The organism is Kitasatospora sp. NPDC098663, assembly GCF_044760075.1.
In the GTDB taxonomy this organism is placed as follows: Bacteria; Actinomycetota; Actinomycetes; order Streptomycetales; family Streptomycetaceae; genus Kitasatospora.
On the sequence record NZ_JBIWAP010000048.1, the window covers coordinates 1 to 22,348 of the forward strand.

At 75.4% G+C, this 22,348-nt stretch carries 19 protein-coding genes; 8 read left to right on the forward strand and 11 right to left on the reverse strand.

The features are described 5' to 3' along the window. Positions 1 to 90: 90 nt before the first annotated feature. Positions 91 to 1,524 (reverse strand): PucR family transcriptional regulator, encoded by a 1,434-nt coding sequence (locus ACIQVZ_RS35205; protein WP_402455759.1) that lies wholly within the window; start codon positions 1,522 to 1,524, stop codon positions 91 to 93. A gap of 114 nt (positions 1,525 to 1,638) precedes the next feature. Here ACIQVZ_RS35205 and ACIQVZ_RS35210 point away from each other — a divergent pair, with 114 nt between their 5' ends. Then, positions 1,639 to 2,619, forward strand: coding sequence for an esterase/lipase family protein (locus tag ACIQVZ_RS35210; RefSeq protein ID WP_402455762.1), 981 nt, complete (start codon positions 1,639 to 1,641; stop codon positions 2,617 to 2,619). An 86-nt stretch (positions 2,620 to 2,705) separates the two neighbouring features. On the opposite strand, the gene ACIQVZ_RS35215 is transcribed toward ACIQVZ_RS35210, so the two are convergent. Together ACIQVZ_RS35215 and ACIQVZ_RS35220 are read right to left on the reverse strand one after the other, a co-directional pair. After that, positions 2,706 to 3,287, reverse strand: coding sequence for a HutD family protein (locus ACIQVZ_RS35215; protein WP_402455764.1), 582 nt, complete (start codon positions 3,285 to 3,287; stop codon positions 2,706 to 2,708). Between the two features lie 176 nt (positions 3,288 to 3,463). Further along, positions 3,464 to 4,735 carry an MFS transporter gene (locus ACIQVZ_RS35220; protein ID WP_350884193.1) on the reverse strand — a complete coding sequence of 424 codons (1,272 nt, stop codon included), beginning with the start codon at positions 4,733 to 4,735 and terminating at the stop codon, positions 3,464 to 3,466. A 17-nt stretch (positions 4,736 to 4,752) separates the two neighbouring features. On the opposite strand from ACIQVZ_RS35220, the gene ACIQVZ_RS35225 reads away from it, so the two are divergent. Together ACIQVZ_RS35225 and ACIQVZ_RS35230 are read left to right on the forward strand one after the other, a co-directional pair. Beyond that, positions 4,753 to 6,030 (forward strand): ROK family protein, encoded by a 1,278-nt coding sequence (locus ACIQVZ_RS35225; protein ID WP_371521142.1) that lies wholly within the window; start codon positions 4,753 to 4,755, stop codon positions 6,028 to 6,030. A 142-nt stretch (positions 6,031 to 6,172) separates the two neighbouring features. Continuing rightward, positions 6,173 to 7,354 carry a PLP-dependent cysteine synthase family protein gene (locus tag ACIQVZ_RS35230; RefSeq protein ID WP_402455767.1) on the forward strand — a complete coding sequence of 394 codons (1,182 nt, stop codon included), beginning with the start codon at positions 6,173 to 6,175 and terminating at the stop codon, positions 7,352 to 7,354. A gap of 79 nt (positions 7,355 to 7,433) precedes the next feature. On the opposite strand, the gene ACIQVZ_RS35235 is transcribed toward ACIQVZ_RS35230, so the two are convergent. The 5 genes from ACIQVZ_RS35235 to ACIQVZ_RS35255 form a co-directional block, all read right to left on the reverse strand. Next, positions 7,434 to 9,887, reverse strand: a complete 2,454-nt coding sequence (locus ACIQVZ_RS35235) for a right-handed parallel beta-helix repeat-containing protein (protein ID WP_402455770.1) — start codon at positions 9,885 to 9,887, stop codon at positions 7,434 to 7,436. Between the two features lie 243 nt (positions 9,888 to 10,130). After that, positions 10,131 to 11,009: an MOSC domain-containing protein gene (locus tag ACIQVZ_RS35240; RefSeq protein WP_402455773.1), complete on the reverse strand. Its 879-nt coding sequence runs from the start codon at positions 11,007 to 11,009 to the stop codon at positions 10,131 to 10,133. A gap of 199 nt (positions 11,010 to 11,208) precedes the next feature. Further along, a complete protein-coding gene (locus ACIQVZ_RS35245) occupies positions 11,209 to 12,018 on the reverse strand; it encodes a DUF6643 family protein (RefSeq protein WP_402455776.1) in 810 nt (269 codons plus the stop codon). Positions 12,019 to 12,363: 345 nt separating this feature from the next. Further along, entirely contained in the window at positions 12,364 to 12,813 is a 450-nt protein-coding gene (gene mscL, locus ACIQVZ_RS35250; RefSeq protein ID WP_063350160.1) for a large conductance mechanosensitive channel protein MscL, read from the reverse strand. A 206-nt stretch (positions 12,814 to 13,019) separates the two neighbouring features. Beyond that, positions 13,020 to 14,150, reverse strand: a complete 1,131-nt coding sequence (locus tag ACIQVZ_RS35255; RefSeq protein WP_350884201.1) for a glycosyltransferase family 4 protein — start codon at positions 14,148 to 14,150, stop codon at positions 13,020 to 13,022. 313 nt (positions 14,151 to 14,463) lie between these two features. Here ACIQVZ_RS35255 and ACIQVZ_RS35260 point away from each other — a divergent pair, with 313 nt between their 5' ends. Beyond that, the gene (locus ACIQVZ_RS35260; RefSeq protein ID WP_350884203.1) at positions 14,464 to 15,714 is read left to right on the forward strand and encodes a glycosyltransferase family 4 protein; all 1,251 of its coding nucleotides are present in this window, start codon (positions 14,464 to 14,466) and stop codon (positions 15,712 to 15,714) included. 111 nt (positions 15,715 to 15,825) lie between these two features. Then, positions 15,826 to 16,500 (forward strand): thiol:disulfide interchange protein DsbA/DsbL, encoded by a 675-nt coding sequence (locus ACIQVZ_RS35265; protein ID WP_402455780.1) that lies wholly within the window; start codon positions 15,826 to 15,828, stop codon positions 16,498 to 16,500. Between the two features lie 55 nt (positions 16,501 to 16,555). Here ACIQVZ_RS35265 and ACIQVZ_RS35270 read toward each other — a convergent pair whose 3' ends face one another. Both ACIQVZ_RS35270 and ACIQVZ_RS35275 read right to left on the reverse strand, forming a co-directional pair. Next, positions 16,556 to 17,302, reverse strand: coding sequence for an SAM-dependent methyltransferase (locus ACIQVZ_RS35270; protein ID WP_402455783.1), 747 nt, complete (start codon positions 17,300 to 17,302; stop codon positions 16,556 to 16,558). A gap of 57 nt (positions 17,303 to 17,359) precedes the next feature. Beyond that, positions 17,360 to 18,508, reverse strand: a complete 1,149-nt coding sequence (locus ACIQVZ_RS35275; RefSeq protein WP_402455786.1) for a glycosyltransferase — start codon at positions 18,506 to 18,508, stop codon at positions 17,360 to 17,362. A gap of 57 nt (positions 18,509 to 18,565) precedes the next feature. Here ACIQVZ_RS35275 and ACIQVZ_RS35280 point away from each other — a divergent pair, with 57 nt between their 5' ends. Beyond that, positions 18,566 to 19,351 (forward strand): glutamate racemase, encoded by a 786-nt coding sequence (locus tag ACIQVZ_RS35280; RefSeq protein ID WP_402455788.1) that lies wholly within the window; start codon positions 18,566 to 18,568, stop codon positions 19,349 to 19,351. A gap of 454 nt (positions 19,352 to 19,805) precedes the next feature. Here ACIQVZ_RS35280 and ACIQVZ_RS35285 read toward each other — a convergent pair whose 3' ends face one another. Continuing rightward, complete coding sequence (locus ACIQVZ_RS35285) at positions 19,806 to 20,831, reverse strand: polysaccharide deacetylase family protein (RefSeq protein ID WP_402455790.1); 1,026 nt, start codon at positions 20,829 to 20,831, stop codon at positions 19,806 to 19,808. 373 nt (positions 20,832 to 21,204) lie between these two features. Between ACIQVZ_RS35285 and ACIQVZ_RS35290 the strand changes: the two genes are divergently transcribed. Continuing rightward, complete coding sequence (locus tag ACIQVZ_RS35290; RefSeq protein WP_350884215.1) at positions 21,205 to 21,477, forward strand: hypothetical protein; 273 nt, start codon at positions 21,205 to 21,207, stop codon at positions 21,475 to 21,477. Positions 21,478 to 21,829: 352 nt separating this feature from the next. Next, positions 21,830 to 22,339 (forward strand): sugar transferase, encoded by a 510-nt coding sequence (locus ACIQVZ_RS35295; protein WP_350884217.1) that lies wholly within the window; start codon positions 21,830 to 21,832, stop codon positions 22,337 to 22,339. The last annotated feature ends 9 nt before the right edge of the window (positions 22,340 to 22,348 follow it).

The window sequence follows — 22,348 nt, forward strand, 5'->3', positions numbered from 1 at the left end:
CCTGGGCCATCACCCCCACCACCACATAACGCAGGAGGGGCTGTCCCCAACCGGGACAGCCCCTCCACCAACAAGATCTTCAGGAGCCTTCTAGGGCGCCTGTTCGGCGGCGCGGGCGGCGATGGCGGCGGTGATCCGCAGGACGTCGGCGGGGCGGGCGGGGTCGAGGCCGGTGAGGGCGGCGATCCGGCGCAGCCGGTAGTCGACGGTGTTCGGGTGCAGGTGCAGGGCGCCCGCGGTGTGTCGCCGGTTGAGTCCGCCGGCCAGGTGGGTGCGCAGGGTGGTGAGCAACTCGCCGCCGTCGGCCAGTGGTTCGAGCAGTGCGGCGAGCCGGGAGCGGGCCTGGCTGGGGCGGGTGAGCTGGTATTCGAGCAGGACGTCGTCGAGCCGGTACAGGCCCGGTGGGCGGTCGAACGCGCGGGCCACGTCCAGGACTTCGTACGCGAGTGCGGCCGCGCCCGGCACCTCGCCCGGTGCGGCGGTTGCCACCGCGGCCAGGACGGGGACGCCCCCGGCCCGGGCGGCCGCGGCGACGGTGGCGGCCAGGTGCTGCCACGGGAGCTCGGCGGGTGTGCCGGGGCGTCCGGGCGTTCGCTCCGGCCGGGCCTCCGGGGACGGTCCTAGCGGGACGAGTGGGCTGAGCGGGACGAGTGGGCCGAGCGGGACGAGCACGAGACCGCCCGAGGGGGTGAGCGCGGTGATCGCCGAATGTCGCGTCCGGTGGTCGAGTTCGGCGACGAGCCGGCGGAGCTTGCGGCGGCCGGCGATGCCCGGGTCGACGCCGGGGGCGTGTTCGTCGGGGTGGTCGGCGACGGACAGGCACAGGACGGCGTACCGGGGCGGCAGTTGGAGCCCGGCCCGGGCGGCGGCCTCGTCCGCCGGGGCGCCGGCGAGCAGTGCGGTGAGCAGCGACTGCCGGGCGGCTGTGTGCCGGTCGCCGGCCGGGCGGCGTTCGTCGAGGTAGCCGGCGCCGGCGGCGGTGGTGGCCTGGCGGAGCTGGTCGAGCAGCAGCCGGTTGAGGACGAGCAGGTCGGCGGCGTCGCCGTCGCGGGCGTGCCGGGTGACGAACTCCCAGCAGACCTCCAGCCCGAGGTGGTGGGCGAGCAGGACGGCGTCCAGTGGCAGGCCCTCCTCGGCGCGGCGGGCGGCGGCCTCCCGGACGGCGGCGAACTCCTCGTCGGGGGCGGGGAGTCCGGTGCGGACGGCGTGGGCCAGGGCGCGGATCCGGCGCTCGGTGTCGCGGGTGAGTTCGCCGGTGAGCTGTTCGCGGGGCAGGCGGTGGTACACCGGCACGCGGTCCAGCAGGGCGGCGACCACGATCTCGGCCAACTCGCGTACACCGCACAGGAGTCGCTGGTCGGCCGGTCGGCCGCCGATCACCGGGACGCGCCAGCCGGGCGTCCGGTCGGCGGTGCGGTCGGGTGTGCGGTCGGGGGCGGCGGTGGGCGCGGAGTGCGGCTCGGAGCGGGGTGTGGCGTCGGGTGAGCGGCCGGGCGAGGCGGCGGGTGCGTTGTGACCGGTCACAGAGAACACCGTCCAGGTCTGGGGAACGCCCAAGGGCCGGGCCGGAGGGGCGACCGCATGATGGAGCCACTCGGGTTACCTGTTGGTAACAAACTTCCGCCATGGAGGCAACAGTTGAGAACCCCACTTCTCCGCTTCTCCGCAACTCCCTTGCGCCGCAGGCTCGGCGGGGCCATCGGCGCGACCGTCCTGGCAGGCGCGCTGCTGGTCGGCGCGTCGGCCGCCCCGGCGAGCGCCGCGACGTCCCCCTCCGTCGCGCCCGCCGCCGCCCGCTCCATCACCTCCACCTCCGCCGAACTGCCGCCCGACGGCGACTCGGTGGCTTCGCCGCCCGGCGCCAACGACTGGACCTGCCGCCCGAGCGCCGCCCACCCCGATCCGGTGGTCCTCGTGCACGGCACCTTCGCCAACCGCTACGAGAACTGGCTCGCCCTCTCCCCGCTGCTGAAGGGCCTCGGGTACTGCGTCTTCGCGCTCGACTACGGCACCATCCCGGGCGTCACCTCCAGCGGCAGCGGTCTGTTGCTACCGATCGGCGGCCTGGGCCCGGTGCCCGAGTCGGCCGCCCAACTCGGCCGGTTCGTCGACCTGGTGCTGAAGGCGACCGGCGCGGCCAAGGTCGACATCGTCGGGCACTCGCAGGGCGGCATGCTGCCGAACTACTACCTGAAGTTCCTCGGCGGCGCCGCGAAGGTCGGCCGGGTGGTCGGCCTGGCGCCGTCCAACCACGGCACGACGCTCGACGGGATCACCAACCTCGTGCCGTACTTCCCCGGCGTCGCGGACCTGATCTACACCGTCTGCCAGGCCTGCCGCGACCAGGCGGTGGGCTCCGACTTCAACCGCACGATGGCCTCCCGCCCGGACACCGTGCCGGGCGTGAGCTACACGGTGATCTCGACCGTGTACGACGAGGTCGTCACCCCGTGGCGGACCCAGTTCCTGACCGGCCCGGCCGTCGACAACGAGGTGCTGCAGAACCACTGCCCGATCACGCTCGCCGAGCACGTGGCGATCGCGTTCTCGCCGACGGCGCTGCACCTGGTGGCCAACGCCCTGGATCCGGCGCACGCCACCCCGGTGTTCTGCGGCTGAGCCGCACCCGTCGGAACGCCGCGGCCCGGGAGGGGGACCTCCCGGGCCGCGGCGTTCCGGTGCCCGGGCGCCCCGGTCCCCCGGCGTCAGCGCGACGGGCGGAGCGTGACCACGGCGGTGACCCCGCCGGCCCGGATCCGCACCTCGCGCGGGCCGGCTCCCTCCAGCAGGGCGGCGTCGTAGCGCTCCAGCACCGCGTCGCCGTCGACGGCGGCCGAACCGGTGAGGCAGACCAGCAGGACGGTCGCCTCCGGCGGGACGTCCACGGCGGCCGGTGCGGTCAGCACGTCCACGGCGGCGACGACCCGGCTGCGGCGGGTCATCACGTTGAAGTCGACCACCGGGCCGGCCGACAGCCGACAGTCCGTCACGGCGTCACCGGAGAAGGCGAAGGGGCGGAAGGGCGCGTCGACCGGATGCTCGGCGCCGTCGACGGTGAGCGTCATGCCGGGGCCCTCGACCAGGGTGATCACCCGGTCGACGCCGGGGAACGGCGAGAACGGCCCGGCCGACGCGACGTCCGCGAGGCTGACCCGCCAGTCGAAGGCGTCCAGCCCGGCCCCGACCGGGAAACCAGCGACCTCCCTGGTCACCCCGCCCCCGTTGAGCCACGCCGTGGCCGGGCGCTCGTCCGCCCGCAGTACCTGGATCCGTCCGCTGCTCGTCATGGCCCGCATCCTGCCACCACGTCCGCACGCGGCCGCGTCGGGTGCCGCCCGGGGCCGTCGGCGGTGGGCACGGTCGGACCGGCCGTGCCGACGACCCGGGTGCTCCCGTCAGCGCCGACCGACGGTCAGCGCCGACGGACGGTCAGCGCCGACGGATGGTCAGCGCCGAGGGATGGTCAGCGCCGACGGACGGCCAGCGGCAGGAGCGCTCCCGCCGTGGCCGCCACCGCGACGGTGGTCAGGGCCATCGGCAGCCCCACCGCGTCGGCGAGGAAGCCGATCACCACCGGGCCGATCAGCATGCCGCCGTACCCGAGCGTCGAGGCGAACGCGACGCCCTGCGGGCCGCCCGCCGCACCGGCCCGGGCGATCGCGAGGGGAAAGAGGTTGGCGAGGCCGAGGCCGACCAGGACGAACCCGCAGACGGCCAGCGGCACCACCGGGGCGAGGGCGGCGACGAGCATGCCGGCCGCCGCGGTCAGGCCGCCGAGCAGCATCAGCCGGGTCTGGCCGAGCCGGATGGACAGCCAGGTGCCGCCGACCCGTCCGCTGGTCATGGCGAAGGCGTACGCGGCGTACCCGGCGGCGGCCGTCCCGGGGCTGGCGTGGACGTCGTCGGTGAGGTGGAGGGTGGTCCAGTCGGCGATCGCGCCCTCGCCGTACGCGGTGCACAGCGCGGTGAGGCCGAGCAGCAGGACGAGCAGCCGCAGGTGCGGGGCGGCGCGGCCGGCCGTGCTGGGGGTGCCGTGGTCACTCGTGGTGTCGCCGGTGGTGCCGCCGTCGCCCGCGCGGCCGGGCGCGACCAGCGGTGCGGCCGGGCTGCGCAGCAGGACGAGGCCCGCGCCGGCGGTGACGGCGAGGCCGAGCAGTCCGCCGAGCGCGAGCGCCCAGGCGGTGCTCAGCGCACCGGCGAGGAGCCCGCCGAGGCCCGCGCCGAGCAGACCGCCGAGGCTGTACCCGGCGTGGAAGCTCGGCATGACGGGCCGTCGCAGCTGCGCCACCAGGTCGACGGCGGCGCTGTTCATCGCGACGTTGGCGCCGCCGTACCCGGCGCCGAAGAGCAGCAGCACGCCGCCGAGCGCGGCGACCGAGTGGGCGTGCGCGGGCAGCGGGACGGCGAGGCTGAGCAGGGCGAGCGAGCCGACGGTCACCGGGCGCGAGCCGTACCGCAGGCACAGCCGCCCGACGAGCGGCATGGTGAGGACGGCGCCGATCGACAGGCAGAGCAGGGCCAGCCCGAGGGCGCTGTGCGAGGCGTCGACCTGGCTGCGGATGTCCGGGATGCGGACCACCCAGGCGGCGAAGAGGAAGCCGTCGACGGCGAAGAACGCGGTGAGCGCGAGCCGTGCCGAGCCCCAGGGGCTGTCCGTTCCGGGGGGTGTGCTGCGAGACTGGGGGGAGGTCTGGTCGGGTCGGGGACGCGGGCGGATTTTGTTTCGAAGCGGCACAAAGTCACAATAGGGGCGTGCAGCTCTCACCTTCAAGTCCGCGACCAGGTTCCGGAACCGACCTCGAAGCGCAGCGCGACGCCCACCGCCGCGCGGCCCCCGATCGCGGTCGGACGCTGCTCGGCCCCGCGCTCTCGCTCATCCACACCGGACAGACGCCCACCCGCTCGGCGCTCACCCGCGCGCTGGACGTCACCCGGGCCACCGCCGGGGCCGTCACGGCCGAACTGGAGGCGCTCGGGCTGATCACCGTCGACTCGCGCCCGGCCGGCGGCGGACGCGGACGCCCCTCGCACCGGCTCGCGATCGACCCGCAGGGCCCGGTCGTGGTCGCCGGGCAGATCCACGCCGACGGGCTGAGCGTCACCCTGGCCGGCCTCGGCGGCCTGCTCGACCCGCCTGTCCATCTGCCGCTGCCCGCCGCCACCGACCCGGTCCGGATGCTGCGCGCCGTCGCCGAGGCGGGCGCCGAACTCGCCCGCGCGACCAGCCGGCGGTGCCTCGCCGCCGCGCTCGCCCTGCCCAACCCGGTCACCGAACCCGACGGAGCCGCGCTCGCCGCACTGCACTTCGCCTGGCCCAGCGGCACCCCGGTCGCCGACCTGTACGACGTCGAGGTGGGCCGCGCCGACCACGGCCCCGGCGCCCGGCGGCCGCTGCCCACCGCCCTCGCCAACGACGCCAACCTCGCCGCGCTCGCCGAGTACCGGCACGGCGCTGGGCGCGGCGCCCGGCACCTGCTCCTCGTCACCTCCGGCCATCGCGGCGTCGGCGGCGCGCTGGTGATCGACGGCCACCTGCACACCGGCAGCGCCGGGCTGGCCCTGGAGGTCGGCCACCTCACCGTCGACCCGCAGGGCCGGCTCTGCCCGTGCGGCAACCGGGGCTGCCTGAACTCCGAGACCGACCCCGACGCTCTGTTCGCCGCCGCCGGGCTCACCCCCGAACCGGGGCGCCCGCTGCTCGACCAGGCGCGCGAACTGTGCCGGGCGGCCGCCACCGACGAACGCGCGCGGGCCGCCGTGGAACACGTCATCGACCGGCTCGGGCTCGGACTCGCGGGCGTCGCCAACATCCTCAACCCGGACCGGGTGGTCCTCAGCGGGCTCCACCTGGACCTGCTGGAGGCCGCGCCCGAGCGGCTGCGCGCGGTGGTCGCCGAGCGCAGCCTGTGGGGGCGCAGCGGACGGGTGCCGATCGTCGGCGCGGAGCTGGCGCACGGTGCGCTCGCGGGTGCGGCGGAGCTGGGCTGGGGGCCGTACCTGGCGGACCCGCAGTCGGTGACGGCGGGCTGAACCCGGAGCCGGGCGTCCGGTCCGGGGTCGGCAGGCCGGACCAGGGACGATAAGCGGAAGCTGGGACTGCGAAAACGGTCACTTATCGTGACTCTCTTACACTCGTAGTGAGCAGTGGGGGGCGTAACGAGGGAGAGTGGCCATGAGCACCCAACCCGGCGGGACCCAGTCCGGCCGAGCGGGCGGCACCGAGCCGACGGCGGGCACCGAGCCGACGGCGGGCGTCGAGCCGACCGTCGACGTCGACCGGACCGACCCGCAGTACCGCGCCTGGCTCAAGGAGGCGGTGCGCAAGGTCCAGGCCGACGCCAACCGCTCCGCCGACACCCACCTGCTGCGCTTCCCGCTGCCGGGCGAGTGGGGGATCGACCTCTACCTCAAGGACGAGTCCACCCACCCGACCGGCTCGCTCAAGCACCGGCTGGCCCGCTCGCTCTTCCTCCACGGGCTCTGCAACGGCTGGATCCGCCCCGGCAAGCCGGTGATCGAGGCCTCCAGCGGCTCCACCGCCGTCTCGGAGGCGTACTTCGCGCAGCTCGTCGGGGTGCCGTTCATCGCGGTCATGGCCAAGAGCACCAGCCAGGCCAAGATCGACCTGATCGAGTTCCACGGCGGCGAGTGCCACCTGGTCGACCGCTCGGACGAGGTGTACGAGGCTTCCACCCGGCTCGCCGAGAGCACCGGCGGGCACTACATGGACCAGTTCACCTACGCCGAGCGGGCCACCGACTGGCGCGGCAACAACAACATCGCCGAGTCGGTCTTCGCCCAGCTGCGCCTGGAGCCGCACCCCGAGCCGGCCTGGATCGTCGCCACCGCCGGGACGGGCGGCACCTCGGCGACCATCGCCCGGTACGTGCACTACATGCAGTACGACACCCGGATCTGCGTCGCCGACCCGGAGAACTCCTGTTTCTTCGACGGCTGGGTGCACCACGACCCGGACGCCGTCTGCGAGCGGGGCTCGCGGATCGAGGGCATCGGACGGCCCCGGATGGAGCCGAGCTTCGTCCCGGGGGCGATCGACCGGATGATGAAGGTGCCGGACGCCGCCTCCATCGCCGCCGTGCGGGTGCTGGAGCAGGTGCTCGGGAAGAAGGCGGGGGCGTCCACGGGGACGGGGCTGTGGAGCGCGCTGAAGATCGTCGCCGAGATGCGGGCGGCGGGGCGGCGGGGCAGCGTGGTCGGTCTGATCTGCGACCCGGGCGACCGCTACCTGGACAAGTACTACTCGGACGACTGGCTGGCCGGCGAGCGGATCGACATCGCGCCGTACCGGGCCGTGCTGGAGTCCTTCCTCGTCGGCGGCGCCTGGACGGGCTGACGCCGAGGTCGTCCGCCGAGGTCGCCGCCCGCCCGGCGCCCCCGCCCCCGCCCGACGTCACGGCGCCGGGTCCCCGCCGTCAGGGCAGTGGTCCGCCCGGCAGGTCGGCCGGGACGAGGAGTTGGAGCTCCTCCGTCGACGGGTCCGCGAGGTGGGCGACCCGCATCGCGTGCCGCTCGACCATGGTCTCGAAGACCTGCCGCGCGGTGCGCCCGTTGCCGAAGTTGGGGCCGCGCTCCAGCCGGGCGAAGTGGTCCAGCAGCACGCCCTCGGTCGCCTCGGCGAGCGCGTACTCGTGCTCGGCGCACTGGGCCCGGGCGATCTCCAGCAGCTCGTCCGCCGTGTAGTCGGGAAAGGTGATGGTGCGTGAGAAGCGGGACGAGACGCCGGGGTTGGCGGAGAGGAAGCGCTCCATCTCCAGGGTGTAGCCGGCCACGATGACGACCACCTCGTCCCGGTGGTCCTCCATCAGCTTGACCAGGGTGTCGATGGCCTCCCGTCCGAAGTCGCGCGCGCCGTCCTCGGGGGCGAGCGCGTACGCCTCGTCGATGAAGAGCACCCCGCCGCGCGCACGGTCGAAGGCGGCGGCGGTGCGGATCGCGGTGGAGCCGATGTGCTCGCCGACCAGGTCGACCCGGGCCACCTCGACCAGGTGTCCGCGCTGGAGCACCCCGAGCGAGGCCAGGATCTCGCCGTAGAGCCGGGCGACGGTGGTCTTGCCGGTGCCGGGGGCGCCGGTGAAGACCAGGTGCCGGCGCAGCGAGGGCGCCTTGAGCCCGGCCTGGCGGCGGCGCTTGCCGACGGAGATCAGGTCGATGAGCGTGCGCACCTCCTGCTTGACGGTGGCCAGCCCGACCAGTGCGTCCAGTTCGGCGAGCGCCTCGTCGGCGGGCCGGCAGTCCGGGATCGGGGCGATCGCCGAGGTGGCGGCGGCCGCGGCGGACGTGGCGACGGCGGTGCCGGCCACCCCGCCCACACCGGCCCTCCCGGCCGACGGGGCGGTGGCGGAGGCCGGTTGGGCGGTCCGCGGGCCCGGCACCTCGGCCGCGCCGGCCGCCGGTCCGACGTCGTCCGAGGTGCAGCCCTCGGCGACCGGCCCGGGCTCGGAGAACTCGAAGCCGGCCCGCTCGTTCTGCTCGGCCCGGCAGCGGGTCAGCTGGGTGCGGCAGCCGTCGATGATGTGGAAGCCGAAGCCCTTGCCGTGCGAGACCCGGCAGTCCTCGAAGGTGCCCCGCCCCTGCGCCGAGACGTACACGCCCGCGTCGGTGCTGGCCCGGACGGTGCAGTCGCGCAGCACCGGGTCGGCGCCCTTGGTGACGATCACCCCGGTGGCCACGTCGGAGATCTCGCAGCCGGTGAGAAGGCCGCCGCTGCCGTGGTCGCGGAACCACAGGCCGGTGCCGGCCTCCTGGACCCGGCAGCCGGTGAGGGTCACCGCCGCGCCGCCGCTGACCGAGACCGCCGAGCTGCGGATCCGGCTGAAGGAGCAGTCCGCGGCGATCGCGGCGGAGTCCCGGTCGAGCACGAACAGCGCGTCCGGCAGGTCGTACAGCGAGCAGTCGGTGAGGGTGAGCCGGGCGCCGTCGCTGACCCACAGCGCCGGGTACTCGCCGGTGGAGCCGTGGATCTGGCAGGACTCGGCGACGGCCTCGGTGCCCTGGTCCCAGACCGAGAGCGCCCCGCGCCCGAAGTCCCGGACGGTGCTGTGGCTGAGGCTGAGCCGGGAGCGGCCGCGCAGGTCGGCGCCGTTCTCCGGCAGGTCGTGCACCCGGCAGCCGGTGAGGACGAGCTCGGCCTCGCCGTCCAGGGTCAGGCCGTTGCCGGTGACCCGGTGGATCTCGCAGTCGACGAGCCGCCCGCGGGCCTGCGCCTCGGCCTGGACGCCGCTGCCGCGGATCTCGTAGATCTCGCAGCCGGTCAGTTCGGCGGCGCTGCCCGGGTCGGAGAGCAGGACGCCGGCGCCGGCGGCGTGGTGGACCTTGCAGCGGTCGAGGGCGGCGGTGGCGCCGCCGAGGACGGCGAGTCCGGCCTGCCCGGCGGCGGCGACCTCGCAGTCCTCCAGGGCGGCGGCGGTGCCGGGGCCGCGCAGGCGCAGCCCGAGTCCGGCCGGGTTGGCGACGACGCAGCCGCGCAGGGTGGGCCGGGCGCCGTCGGTGATCTCGATGCCGGTGGCGGAGCGGGTCTCGATCCGGCAGCCGCTGAGCGAGGGGGCGATCTGCGGCCCGGTGATCAGGACGGCCGGGGTGGAGCTGTCGCCGCCTTCGACGACGAGGTCGCGGACGGTGGCGTCGGCGGTGACGGTCAGCGCCACTCCGGACGGCGGGTCGATCCGGACGGTGCCCGGGCCCTGGGCCGGGACGATCGTCACGGGCTTGTCCAGCAGCACGTTCTCCCGGAACGTCCCCGGCCGGACGGTCACGGTGTCGCCCGGTTCGGCGGCCGCGAGGGCCTCCGCGAGGGTGTCGTACTCGCCTGCGCGTCGGCGCCAGCGGGATGCGCTGTCCTGGGTGACCCGGACCCTGTGCTCTGCCATGACGGTCTGTCGTCCCCACCTTCGTCGAGCCGGCGTTCAACGGGCCGTACGCGCGGGCCGCCCGCCCACCGTAGCGCGCCTCGATGGGTGGTCCGGTCGGCCGCGGTCGCGCGGGCACCGGGGGCTCGCGCCTTCGCCACAGGTTCCGACCACTTGTTCAACGAGCGCGCACACCCGTGGTTCCGAGCCGGGGGCGCGCCGTGGGGGCGTCCGGGGGAGCCGGTGAACCGGCGCGCCGATGGTTCACCCCCGCGCGTCGGCGGGCCACTGCGCCCCGTCCTCCAGCACCTCGACCCGGTCGCCGACGCGCAGCGTGCCGAGCACGTCGCCGGTGGTGCCGGCCGGCCGCTCCGGGATCAGGTTCTGCCCGAACGCGGCCTTCTTCAGCAGCCGGTGGTGCCGGGCCAGGGTGCGAAGCGGCTCGGGGCCGCGCCGCTCGCCGCTCTCCTGGTCGGTGGTGGTGATGACGCAGCGGCCGCAGGGCTTGACCGCCTTGAAGGTGAGGTCGCCGATCCGGATCCGGCGCCAGCCGTCCTCGGCCCACGGCTCGGCGCCGCCCACCACGACGTTGGGGCGGAAGCGCTCCATCGGCAGCGGCTCGTGGCCGTCGGGGTGCTCGGCGGCGATCAGCTCGTTGAGCCGCTCCAGCGAGGCGGTGGTGGCGAGCAGCAGGGGGAAGCCGTCGGCCATCGAGACGGTGGTGCCGGGCTCGGCGTAGGCGGGGTCGGCCGGCCGGGCGTGCGGGTCGTCCAGGTGGACGAGGCGGTAGTCGCCGAGGTGTTCGGCGATCCACTGGTGCGCCTCCTTGGCGGCCTCGGCGGCGCGGAAGCGGGTGCCCCAGACCTCGACCTCGGCGAGCGGGTCGCCGGCTGCGACGGCGGGCGCGGGGACCTCGATCCGGGAGCCGTCGGGGGCGGTGAGGGAGAGCGTGCCGTCGGGCAGCAGGTCGGGCCGGATCTGGCCGAGGGCGGCGTTCTCGCGCTGGCTGACGAAGCGTCCGGTGGCGTCGGCCAGCATCCAGCGGCGGTCTCCGGCCAGGCCCCAGGGTTCGACGGCGGCGGTGTCCGGGCTCAGGCGGTACATGGACTTGACGGGGTAGACGTGGAGTCCGGTGAGCTGCATTCCCCCATCCTGCCAGCCGGTTCCCGGTGCTCGGCGGGAGCCCCGTACGCGCACGGACCGCCCGGGACGCCGTGGGGGGCGTTCCGGGCGGTCCGTGGATGACCCGTTTCTCCGTACGCCCGGCGCGGGGAGCGCGCCGGGTGGTGCTCAGGTGGTGCGGGTGCGGGCCGGGTGGGGTCCGGCCCTGGAGGTCAGTGGCTCAGTAGCCCTGGCCCTGCTGCTGGTAGCCGCCCTGCTGGCCCCCCGCGTTGTAGGCGTTGTTGCCGGGCTCGCCGTACGGGCCCGGGCGCTGCGGCTGCATCGGGCGGACCGGCGCCATGGCCGGGCGCAGCTGGGCGCCGCCGAAGCCCTGGTCGCCGCCCTGGCCCTGGAAGCCGGGGCCGGCCTGGCCGGGGCCGCCGAAGGACTGCTGGCCGCCGAAGCTCTGCGGACCGCCCTGCGGCTGGCCGCCCGGCTGCCCGGGGCCGAACGCGCCCGGACCGCCGATCGGCTGCGCGCCGAAGGACTGCTGGCCGCCCTGGCCGCCGATGAAGGTGTTCTGGCCGCCGAAGCTCTGGCCGCCGGTCGGCTGGTAGCCGCCGCTGGCGGTCTGCGCGAAGGCCGGTGCGGCGGGCTGCGGCCGCTGGTACTGCTGGGGGGCGCCGTAGCCGGGGACGGGCGGCTGGGGCGCGGAGGCGTACGCCGGCGCGGGCTGCGCGGGGATGTACGCCGTGGCGGGACCGGCGGAGGGGGTGCTGCTCGGGCCGGGGCCCAGAGCGAGGCGGGCGGGCGGCAGCGCGGGGAGGTTGCTGCCGGCGCTCTCGTACCCGTTGCCGTACCGGTTCTCGTAGGACGGGCCGGTGCTGGCCCCGTAACCGGACGACATGGCCGGCGGCAGGGCCGCCGGCACGTTGATGGGTGCGATCTGGGGGACGCCGCGCTCAGCCACGAGGCTGTCGTAGATCGGCGTGCCGGAGGAGAAGGACGGAGAGGGGTAGCCGACTCCGTCGTAGGAGCGGGGCGAGGTCATGGGGCATACGGTAAGCCCACAACGCGCCTGCTGAGGAGAGCGGGAGGGGGAGCAGTTCGACTGTTTACACAGTCTTCGCTCGCACAAAGGTTTCGAAAGTAGGAAGAACGGACATACCGGCGTTCACTTCCGGACAACCTCGGCGTGCCGTCAGTGATCGAACAGTACCCGGACGGCGGCGCGGCGAACCCTTGCGGTGACCGGGCGGTGGACGGTTCGGGGCCCGCCGGAGAAACTTTTGCGGACAGGGCGTGCGCCGGCGCATTCGAGCCCCCGCCGACGGTCCGACGAGGGCTCGTGAATGTTTCGGGAATAAAATCCCCGTCAGCGGCCTCGGGCCCGTGATCAGCTCGCCTGCAACGCCTGCGCCTGCGCCGGGAGGCCCGGCCGGCCCGCGACCTCCGAGGTGCAGAAGGAGCAGCGGGTCGCCGCGGCCGGAATCGGGCTCAGGCACTCCGGGCAGTCGACCTTCACGACCGGCGCCGGCTTGGCCGACTCGAAGCGCGCCTGCAGCCTGCCGACCGGCAGCACCACGGCGAAGTAGATCACCGCGGCGACCAGCACGAACCCGATCAGCGCGTTGACGAAGACCCCGTACGGGAACCGGGTGCCGGCCACCTCGAAGGTCTTCTGGGTGAAGTCGCCGACGGCGCCGGTGGCGACCCCGATGAGCGGGGTGAGGAAGGCGGTGACGAACCCGGTGACCACGGCGGTGAAGGCCGCGCCGATCACGATGCCGACTGCGAGGTCCACCACGTTGCCGCGCAGCAGGAAGCTGCGGAATCCCTTGAACACCGGGTGACTCCAAATCCGTACGGGGGAGGGGGAGATGAGGCAGCGTGACGGGCGCCCCGGCCGGACATCCTGCCGACCGGGCCGGGCCGAGGTCCAACCGCGTTCACCCGATCCGCGTAACCGGCCGCAGGACGCGCCGGCCGGTTCCGGGCGCAGCCCGGGCGCTGCGCGTACGGGTCGATCCGGCCGCCGCCGGGCCGGAGGGGTCAGAGCGGCCGCACCCGCAGCGCGCGCTCGTAGAACTCGACCATGTGCGCGGACACCTGGGACAGCGTGAACGAGGCCAGGAACCGCGCCCGCGCGGCCTTCGCCCGCACCCGCGCCGCCGCCCGGTCGTCCAGTGTGTCGACGACCGCCGCCGCCAGTTCGGCCGGCCGCTCCGGCGCCACCAGCCGGGCGTAGTCCTCCGAGCCGACCGTCTCGCGCAACGCCGGCACGTCCGCGCAGACCAGCGGCACCCCGACGCCCATCGCCTCGATCGCCGTGCCGCCCTGGCCCGCCCAGCGGGACGGCACGGCGAGCACGTCGGCGGCGGCCATCAGATCGGCCACGTCCTCGCGCGGCCCGAGCAGGCGGACGCTCCCGGCGGACTCGGCGAGCGCCCGCAGCCGTGCGCTCTCCGGGCCCGCCGCGCCGGCGAGCAGCAGCACGGCCCCCGGTTGCGCGCGCCGGACCGCCGGCCAGGCCGCCAGCAGCACGTCCAGGCCCTTGCGGTGGTGCTGCCCGGCGGCGGCCAGCACCACCGGCACGTCCTGCGCCAGCTCCAGCGCACCGCGCACGGCGGCCCGCCGCTCCGGGGTGGCCGTGCCCAGCAGCTCCGGGTCGAGCCCACGCGGCACCACGTCGATCCGCCGCCGGGGGACGCGCAGCCGCCGCGCCATCGTGCCGGCCACGTGCCGGGTGAGCGCGTGGAAGCGGCGGGCGCCCTGGGCGGTGGCCGCGTCCAGGGCCTGCGCGGTGCGCATCCGCCAGGGGCTCGCCCCGTGCGCCGCCGACTGCTCCGGTCCGTACGCCGGGTCGAGCAGGCTGGAAACCACCGGGGTGCGGGCGGCCAGGGCGGCGGCCCGGCCGAGCACGTCCGAGGCGTGGCGGGCGGTGTGGACGAGATCGGGCCGGCGTTCGCGGATCAGCCGGCGCAGCGCGGCGGCGGTGGCGGCCCCGGTCGGCCGGCCGACGCCGAACACGGCGGCGCCCGCCGCGGTCAGCTCCGGCTGCCAGCCGCCGGGGGAGTCGTAGAGGTAGGCGACGTCCAAGGTGACGCCGGCGCGCACCAGTTGGGGGGCCATCGAGACCAGGGCGCGTTCCGCCCCGCCGGTCCGGTTCACGCTGTCGACCACCAGAAGCACCTGCACCGGCCACCCCCGCCCGCTGCGGGCGCGTCCGTTCTCCCGTGCCGGACGCCCCCTGACTGGTGATCAGCATCGCAGGTGGCCGTCAGGCCCGCCAGCCATGGGGCGGCCGGGGTCGGACGCCGGGGTGCGGCGGGGCGAGGCAGGGCGAGAGGGGGCGGAACGGGGCGCACGACGGGAGCAGCCGGCGCACGGCCGCAGTCGACCAGCGCACATCAGGTGTATTCACGCGGGCGCACGGGCCACCACCAGGTTGCGCGAAGGGGCTGTACGGCGCGGGGCGCTGTGCCAAGGTCGGTCCATGCCCGACCATACGTCGGCCGACCCGGCCGGAACCCGTCCCCGCGTCCTGCACCTGATCAGTGATCCACGCCGCGGCGGCGCCCAGAACTTCGCCCGTGACCTCCACCGGGAGCTGCGCCGCCGGGGCCAGGCCTCCGCCCTGTGCGCCCTCGCCCCGCACCCGGCCGCCGGGCCCGCCCTCCCCGGGCCCCGCGCCGCGGACCGCACCGGGGTTCACGCCGGTGCCGGTCCGGGCGCCCGCCCCGACGGGCTCGACCGGCAGCCCGACCCGCACCCCGGCGCCTGCGCCGACGAGGAGGACTTACGCGCCGCCGTCCTCGGCTCCGGCCGCCTGCGCCCCGGCACCCTGCGCGCGCTGCGCGCGGCCGCCCGCGGCGCCGACGTGGTCCTCGCCCACGGCTCCGACACCCTGGCGGCCTGCGCCCTCGCCCTGGCCGGCACCCGCACCCCCTTCGTCTACGTCTCCGTCGGCCACCCCCGCTACTGGACGGCGAACCGGCTGCGCCGGGTGCGCGGCGGCGCGCTGATGCACCGCGCGGCCGCCGTCACCACGCTCACCGACGAGGCCCGCGCCGTCCTGGAGGGGCAGTTCCGGCTGCCCGACGGAAAGGTGCACGTGATCTCCAACTCCCGGGCCGCCGAGAGCTATCCGCCCGCCGACGGCCGGGCCGACCGGCGTGCCGCCCGGCACGCGCTCGGCCTGCCCGCCGACGTCCTGCTGGTCGCCTGGATCGGGGCGATCGCCCCGGAGAAGCGGCTCGACCTCGCTCTCGACGTCCTGGACCGGCTGCCGGACGTCCGGCTGGCCATCGCCGGGGACGGCCCGCTGCGTGAGACGCTGGCCCGCCACCCGGCCGCCGCCCGCGCCCACTTCCTCGGCGCCCTGCCCGATCCGGCGCCGCTCTACCGGGCGGCCGACGCGCTGCTGCTCACCAGCGACAGCGAGGGCGTGCCCGGCGCGCTGATCGAGGCGGCGCTGGCCGGTGTGCCAGCCGTCGCCACCGACGTCGGGTGGGTGCGCGAGGTGGTCCGGGACGGTGCCACCGGCGCGCTCGTCGCCCCCGGGGACCCGTTGGCCCTCGCCGAGGCGCTGGCCAAGGTGCTGGCGTGCAACCGTGCGGGCCTCGGCGCGGCCGCCCGGGCGCACGCGTTGGAGCACTTCGAGCTCGGCGCCGTGGTGGACGCCTGGCAGGGGCTGGTCGCCGAGGTGTGGGCGGGGGGTGGCCCGGGGGCGCGCACCGGTCCGTGACCGACCTGCGGCGCCGGGCCGGGCGCTGGGTTGGGCCGATCGGGCGAATCCGGGCCAGCGCGCCCCGGCCGAACTCGACGGTAACGAACCGCCGACAGCACACTGCCCGGTGTGAACTCGAAGTCGCTGCTGCGGTCCACCGTCCTGCTCGCCATCGCCGCCGGGATCGCCGTGTCCCCCCTCCAGGCCGGTGCGGTGAGTCACCAACCCCCCTCCGAGGGCACCCAGTTCGTCAAGCTCGATCATCCGCAGCCGGTGCGCGAGAGCGTCCGCACGGAGGCGGCCGAGTTCTTCTGGTACGACTGCAGCCACTCCCAGCAGCTTGAGGAGCCCTTGCAGGCCTGGGCCCAGAAGCACCGCGCGGACGTCGCGCTGCGGCGCGTCCCGGCGATCTGGCCGGGCAGCCCGGACGAGGGCGCCCAGCGCGGCCACGCGCGCCTGTACTACGCGCTGGAGCGCCTGGGCCTGGTCGAGCGCCTGCAGAGCAGCGTCTTCCGCTCGGTGCACACCGACCAGACCGACCTCACCACCGAGGCCACCGCCACCGACTGGGCGGTGCGCCACGGCGTGGACGCCCAGCTCTTCGGCCGGACGTACCGCTCCGACGAGGTGGCGCGGTCGGTCGACGAGGCCGCCGTCGAGTTCGTCCGCTACGGCGTCAACGAGCTGCCGACGGTGGTCGTCCAGGGCGAGTACCGGACTTCGCCGAGCAAGGCCGGCGGCGTCGAGGCGATGCCCGAGGTGCTGGACTACCTGGTGCAGCAGGAGCAGTTGCGCGGGCACTGAGCCCGCCGCGCGCCGGGGCCGAACAGCCCTCCGGCGGCCCGCCCGGCCGGGGTGTTCAGCCCTGGCGCAGCAGGTACGTCACGAAGCCGAACGTCCCCCGGTAGCCGTGCAGCCACTCCCGCCGGTGCCGGTCCGCGGCCTCCCGGGCGGCCGCCGCATCGGGGTCGTCCGGGTGCTCCAGCGCCCACTCGGCCAGCGCGCCCGTCCACGCGAACTCGTAGTCGTCCCACTCCTGCGGGCTGCTCACGTACCCGGACACCGGTGTCCAGCCGTCCGCCAGCACCCGGTCCGTGGTGGTCGCCAGGTCCGCGTAGTCGTCCCGGGCCGCGCCCAGCCCGTCCAGGGCCGCCCGGGACGGCTCCCGCTCCCAGAAGCCCTCGCCGACCAGCACCCGACCGCCCGGGGCCAGGTGCTCGCGGGCCGCCGCCAGCGTCGGCAGCAGCCCGCCGAAGGCGTGGGTGGCACCGACGCACAGCACCAGGTCGAAGGGCTCGACCGAGCCGAACTCCCGTGCGTCCACGTGGTGCAGGCCGATCCGGCGCACCACGCCGAGCGCGGTCGCCGCCTCCCTGGCGCGGGTCAGCGCCGCCGCGTCCAGATCCACCCCCACCGCCCGCCAGCGCGGACGCGCCGCCAGCGCCCGGACCAGCCACGCCCCCTCGCCGCAGCCGAGGTCCAGCGCCCGGCCGTCCGCCGACCCGGCGGTCGCGCGTTCCAGCAGCACGGCCACCGACTCGTCCGTCAGCGGCGCCGCGATCGGGTGGTGGGCATGGGCGAGACGGGAGATCCTCTGACGGTCCATTCGAGCAGTATGGAGCCGACCGGACTGCCGCGCCCGCGAATTCGGGCCCCGGAACGCTCAGGTCCGTGAGTACGTCCGGCCCTTCCACGCCGCGCCCCGGCCCCGCCGGTGCTGCACCGCCGAGTCCACCGTCATCAGCAGGTACAGGCCCGCCGTGAAGGGCAGCAGCAGCACGGCCGGCGCCGGCTGCCGGTAGTACCGCACCATCGGCAGGTAGGTGCCCGCCATCAGCGCCCAGGCCGCCCCGCCGGCCACCGCCACCGCCGGCGCCCCCGCGACCAGCCCGGTCGCCGTGGCCACCGGCGGCACCAGGTACACCAGCGCCAGCCCCAGCACCGTCCCGAGCAGCAGCAGCGGCGAATGCCGCAACTGCGCGTACGCGCTGCGCGACACCATCCGCCACAGCTGCTCCAGCCGCGGGTACGGCCGGACGCTGTCCACCGCCCCGGCCAGCCCCAGCCAGGTCCGCCCGCCCGAGGACTTCACCGCCCGCGCCAGCGACACGTCGTCGATCACCGCGCCCCGGATCGCGGCCACCCCGCCGGCCCGCTCCAGCGCCTCCCGCCGCACCAGCGAGCAGCCGCCCGCCGCGGCCGCCGTCCGCCCACCGGGCCGGTTGCTCCGGCGGAACGGGTACAGCTGGGCGAAGAAGTAGACGAAGGCCGGCACGATCAGCCGCTCCCAGCCGGTCTCCACCCGCAGCCGGGCCATCTGGGACACCAGGTCCAGCCCGTTGCCCTCCGCCGCTGCCACCAGCTCCGCCAGCGAGTCCGGCCCGTGCGCGATGTCCGCGTCCGTCAGCAGCAGGTACTCGACGTCCGGACCGGCCAGCTCCACCCCGTGCCGCAGCGCCCACAACTTGCCCGTCCACCCCGGGGGCAGCGGGGGAGGGGTCGTGACGGTCAGCTCCAGCCCGTCCATCGTCCGCAGCCCCGCCGCCACCGCGCCCGTGCCGTCCGAACTGTGGTCGTCCACCAGGATCACCCGCGCCCGCCCCGGGTACTTCTGCGCCAGCAGCGTCGGCAGGCTCACCGGCAGCACCTGCGCCTCGTCCCGGGCCGGCACCACCACCGCCGCCTGCGGCCAGCGCACCGGCGGACGGCGCGGCGGCAACCGCACGTCGGTGCGCCAGAACAGCCCGTGGCAGCACGCCAACCAGAGCCAGACCAGCAGGGAGAACGCGGCGATCCACACCAGGACGGTCACTCCCGCAGTTTGCCGCAGAACCGGCCGGATCGGGCGGATCGACTAAAGTCTTGCCCCGTGAAGATCGCACTGATGGACTCCGGAATCGGCCTGCTGGCCGCCGCCGCCGCCCTTCGGAAGCTGCGCCCGGACGTCGATCTGGTGCTCTCCTCCGACCCGGCCTCGATGCCCTGGGGGCCGCGCACCCCCGAGGAGGTCACCGACCTCGCCCGAGGCTGCTCGCTCGCCGCCGCGGCGCTCGAACCGGACGCGCTGGTCATCGCCTGCAACACCGCCTCCGTGCACGCGCTCGCCACCCTCCGGGCCGAACTCGAACCCGGGCTGCCCGTCGTCGGCACCGTCCCGGCGATCAAACCCGCCGCCGCCCTCGGCGGCTCCGTCGCCATCTGGGCCACCCCGGCCACCACCGGCAGTGCCTACCAGCGCGGCCTGATCCGCGACTTCGGCGGCACCGCGGACGTGACCGAGGTCGCCTGCCCCGGCCTCGCCGACGCCATCGAACACGGCGACGACGCCGGCATCACCGCCGCCATCGCCGACGCCGCCGCCCGCACCCCCGCCGGTACCGCCGCGATCGTCCTCGGCTGCACGCACTACGAACTGGTCGACGACCGCATCCGCGCCGCCGTCGCCCCCGCCGCCTCCCCGGCGCTCACCCTGCACGGCTCCGCCGACGCCGTCGCCGCCCAGGCGCTGCGCCGCGTCACCGACCCCACCCGCACCGGCGCCGGCACCATCACCGTGCTCCACGCCGGCGCTCCCGCCGCCCTCCCCCCGGCCGCACTCCTCTATCCCCAGGGCCGCACCCTCGCCGCCCTGATGCGCAGCACGCTGCCGGCGTGACCGCCGCCGCCCTCGCGGAGCACGTGGCCCCGGCGAGCCGCGGCCGGGCCAGGTTTCGCCCGACGGCGGTCGGCCCCTCGGCCCGCGCGGCACGCCACCGCAGCTGATCCCCATCCGGGGCAGCCGAGCGCAGGGCGCCTGCCCCGGTGCCGGAAGCCGGCCCGCTCGACGTTCTCCGTCATGAGCTGAGGGGCAAATCTTTGCCCCTCAGCCCCCGGGGTCGGCTGAGGAGTCCGTGGCGGCCGGCTGCCCGTCCGCAGCCGCCGACGCGGGAAGTCGGCCCGCCCGACGTTCTGTGCCCGTAGGGCAGGGCTTTGCCCTACGGGCGGCTGGTTGGCCGCTGAGGCAGGCCCAAATTTCGCCCCCAAGAGTCCCGTACCAGTCCCTGGCGGGGCTCATTTTTGTCCCTGATGGCCTCTGGGTACCCCTGCGTCCCCTTGCGTGCCCCGACCGGTCAGGCGACGGCTTGGCGGCGCCAGCGACGATAGGCGGGTTCGAGGCCGGAGAGGATGGTGTCGAAGCGGCGGGTGCTGGTGGTGGAGTCGACCTGGAGACGGCTGATCTGGAGCGGGTGGGAGGGGATACGGGGGCCGAGCCGGTGGTCGGAGAGGAAGCCGAGGCGGTAGCCGAGCTCCTGGAGGACGGTTTCGGCCCGCGGGTCGTGCCCGCCGTCCGGGTAGGCGAAGGCGATCGGGGGTTCGCCGAGCCAGCGGGTGAGGGCTTCGTGGGCGCCGGTGATCTCGGCGCGGACGGTGGCGTCGTCGCAGCGGCCGAGGCAGGGGTGCCCCTGGGTGTGGTTGCCGATGGCGACGCCGCCGTCGCGCAGGGCGAGCAGGTCGGCGGGGGTGAGCTGCTCCTGGCGGGGCGGGCGGCGGTCGGCGCTGACCCGTAGCTCGTGCAGGCTGCGCCGCCGGTCGGGGTCGGGCATGGCCTTGAGCCGGGGGAGCAGCTGGGAGGGGTGCCCGCAGTCGAGCGAGCGGGCACGGCCGCCGTGCCGGGCGAGGAAGTCGGCCTCGTGCCACCAGAAGGGGCGCTCGGTGCCGATGAGCTCGGAGATGACGAAGGCGGTGGCGGGGATGCCGCGGGCGTCGAGGGCGGGCAGGGCGTGGGTGAGGACGCTGCGGTCGGCGTCGTCGAAGGTGACCAGGACGCTGCGGGGCGGCAGCGGCCGCTGTTCGGTGACGGCTTGGAGGACGGCGGTGAGCGAGACCGGGGTGGCGAGTCTTCGGAGCCGGTCGAGCTGGGCGCCGAAGGACCGGTGGTCGGTGACGCCGTGGTAGGCGAGGACGGCGAGGCGTTGTGCGGCGCGGGCACGGAACAGGGGTTGGACGGGGGCGAACCGCAGCCATTCGCCCCGCGCGTCCGCCCGGCCCCGGTCGGCGGTCGGGTGGCGGCGGGTGGCCGTCGGCAGCGGGCGCACGAACGGGACTGGCCTGGTGGGGGCCATGGAGATCGACGTGGTGGACTGGGACTGCGGCACGGTTCCCCCTCGGTCGCCGAGCGGCGTGGCGGTACCGCCGGAGGACGGAGCCCGGCCTCCGACTCCAGGAGGCGGCGGCTCCGCCTCCTGGGTATTCCGGTCCGCGGTGGGGGGCTCGCACCCTTCCCGCGAACGGCTCCTGGATCGCTCAATGCCATTGAGACCGCTGCACCTAGCGGATGGTTGTACCGGGGGGACGAGGATTTTTCGTGGACTGATGTGAACTGATGTGGACTGATTGTGGAGCCGGAATGCACGACCGGGGCCGGGCCGCGGGGGGCTCGGGCAAGGCCGGCGGGCCGGCCGCACCGGGTGGCCGAACGTTCACTGCCCGCGGGCTGCCTCCGGCGTTCGCCGGGGGTACCTTGGGCTCATGGCAGATGCGGACCGTGATCCCTTCCACCTGCACGGCGCGACCAGGATGGCCCGTGCGTGGAGTGGTGGAGCCCTGGTCACCCACCAGCTTCCGCTGGCGATGGTGGGTTTGGCCTGCCTCGCGCTGGGCATTGTGGTGGCCGTGATCGTTCCGGACAGTGACGGTCCGGCCTGGGCGATGGCGGTGGCGGGCTGTCTGGCCGCGGGAGTGCTGCTGCTCGGCCGGATCGCGTTCGGGCTGCTGCGGTACCGCCGCCGCGCCGCGCTCTGACCGCCTCGGCGACCGGCCGGCCTTCGGTGGACGGCTGTACTTCGATTGCCCTCGGCATTTCAGGCGGTAGGTCGAGCAGCAGATCGAGCAATATTGGTCAGATCGACCGAATTTCGGCCTGTCGGACAATCCTCTGCGCACTTCTTTCACCATTCCCGGGCCACGGCTCCGAGGCGCCTCTACTGTGAATGCGTTCTTGCGGCTCGACGGTGCCGTGGACTCGACGGTGCCGCGGAGGGGAAGAGATGGGCGGCAGCGCCACGTCCGATCCGGTCAAAGAAGCGGTCGGGGATCCGGGCGGGTCACCCGGCGGTGAGCCGGACGGCGCACGGCGCACCGCCGTGTCCGCCGGATGAGGCGCGGCGGGGACCTCGCCCTCGCCGCCCTGGCCGGGATCGTCGCGCTCCCGCTGGCCCTGGTGATCGCCGGCCTGCTGCGCTGTACGGCGCCCGGCCCGGTGCTCCTGCGGCTGACCCGGGCCGGACGGCACGGCCGGGAGTTCCAGGTCCTCCGCTTCCGGACCAGCCGGGGAGGGCGGCTCGGCGCCCTGCTCCGCCGGACCGGCCTGGACGAACTGCCCCGGCTGTGGAACGTCGCCCGCGGCGAGATGGGGGTGATCGGCCCCCGGCCCGTCCGCCCCGACCAGGTGGTCCGCTACTCCCGCCGCGAGCGCGGCCGGCTCGACGTCCGGCCCGGACTGACCGGCTGGGCCCAGCTCCAGGCCCGCCGCCCGCTCGCCCGGCCGGACTGGGCCGAACTCGACCTCTGGTACGTGGAGCACCGCTCGCTCCGGCTCGACCTGCGGATCCTCGGGCTGACCGTGCTGGCCCTGCTGCGCCCGGAGGGCGGCCTCGCGCGATGAGCCCGCGTG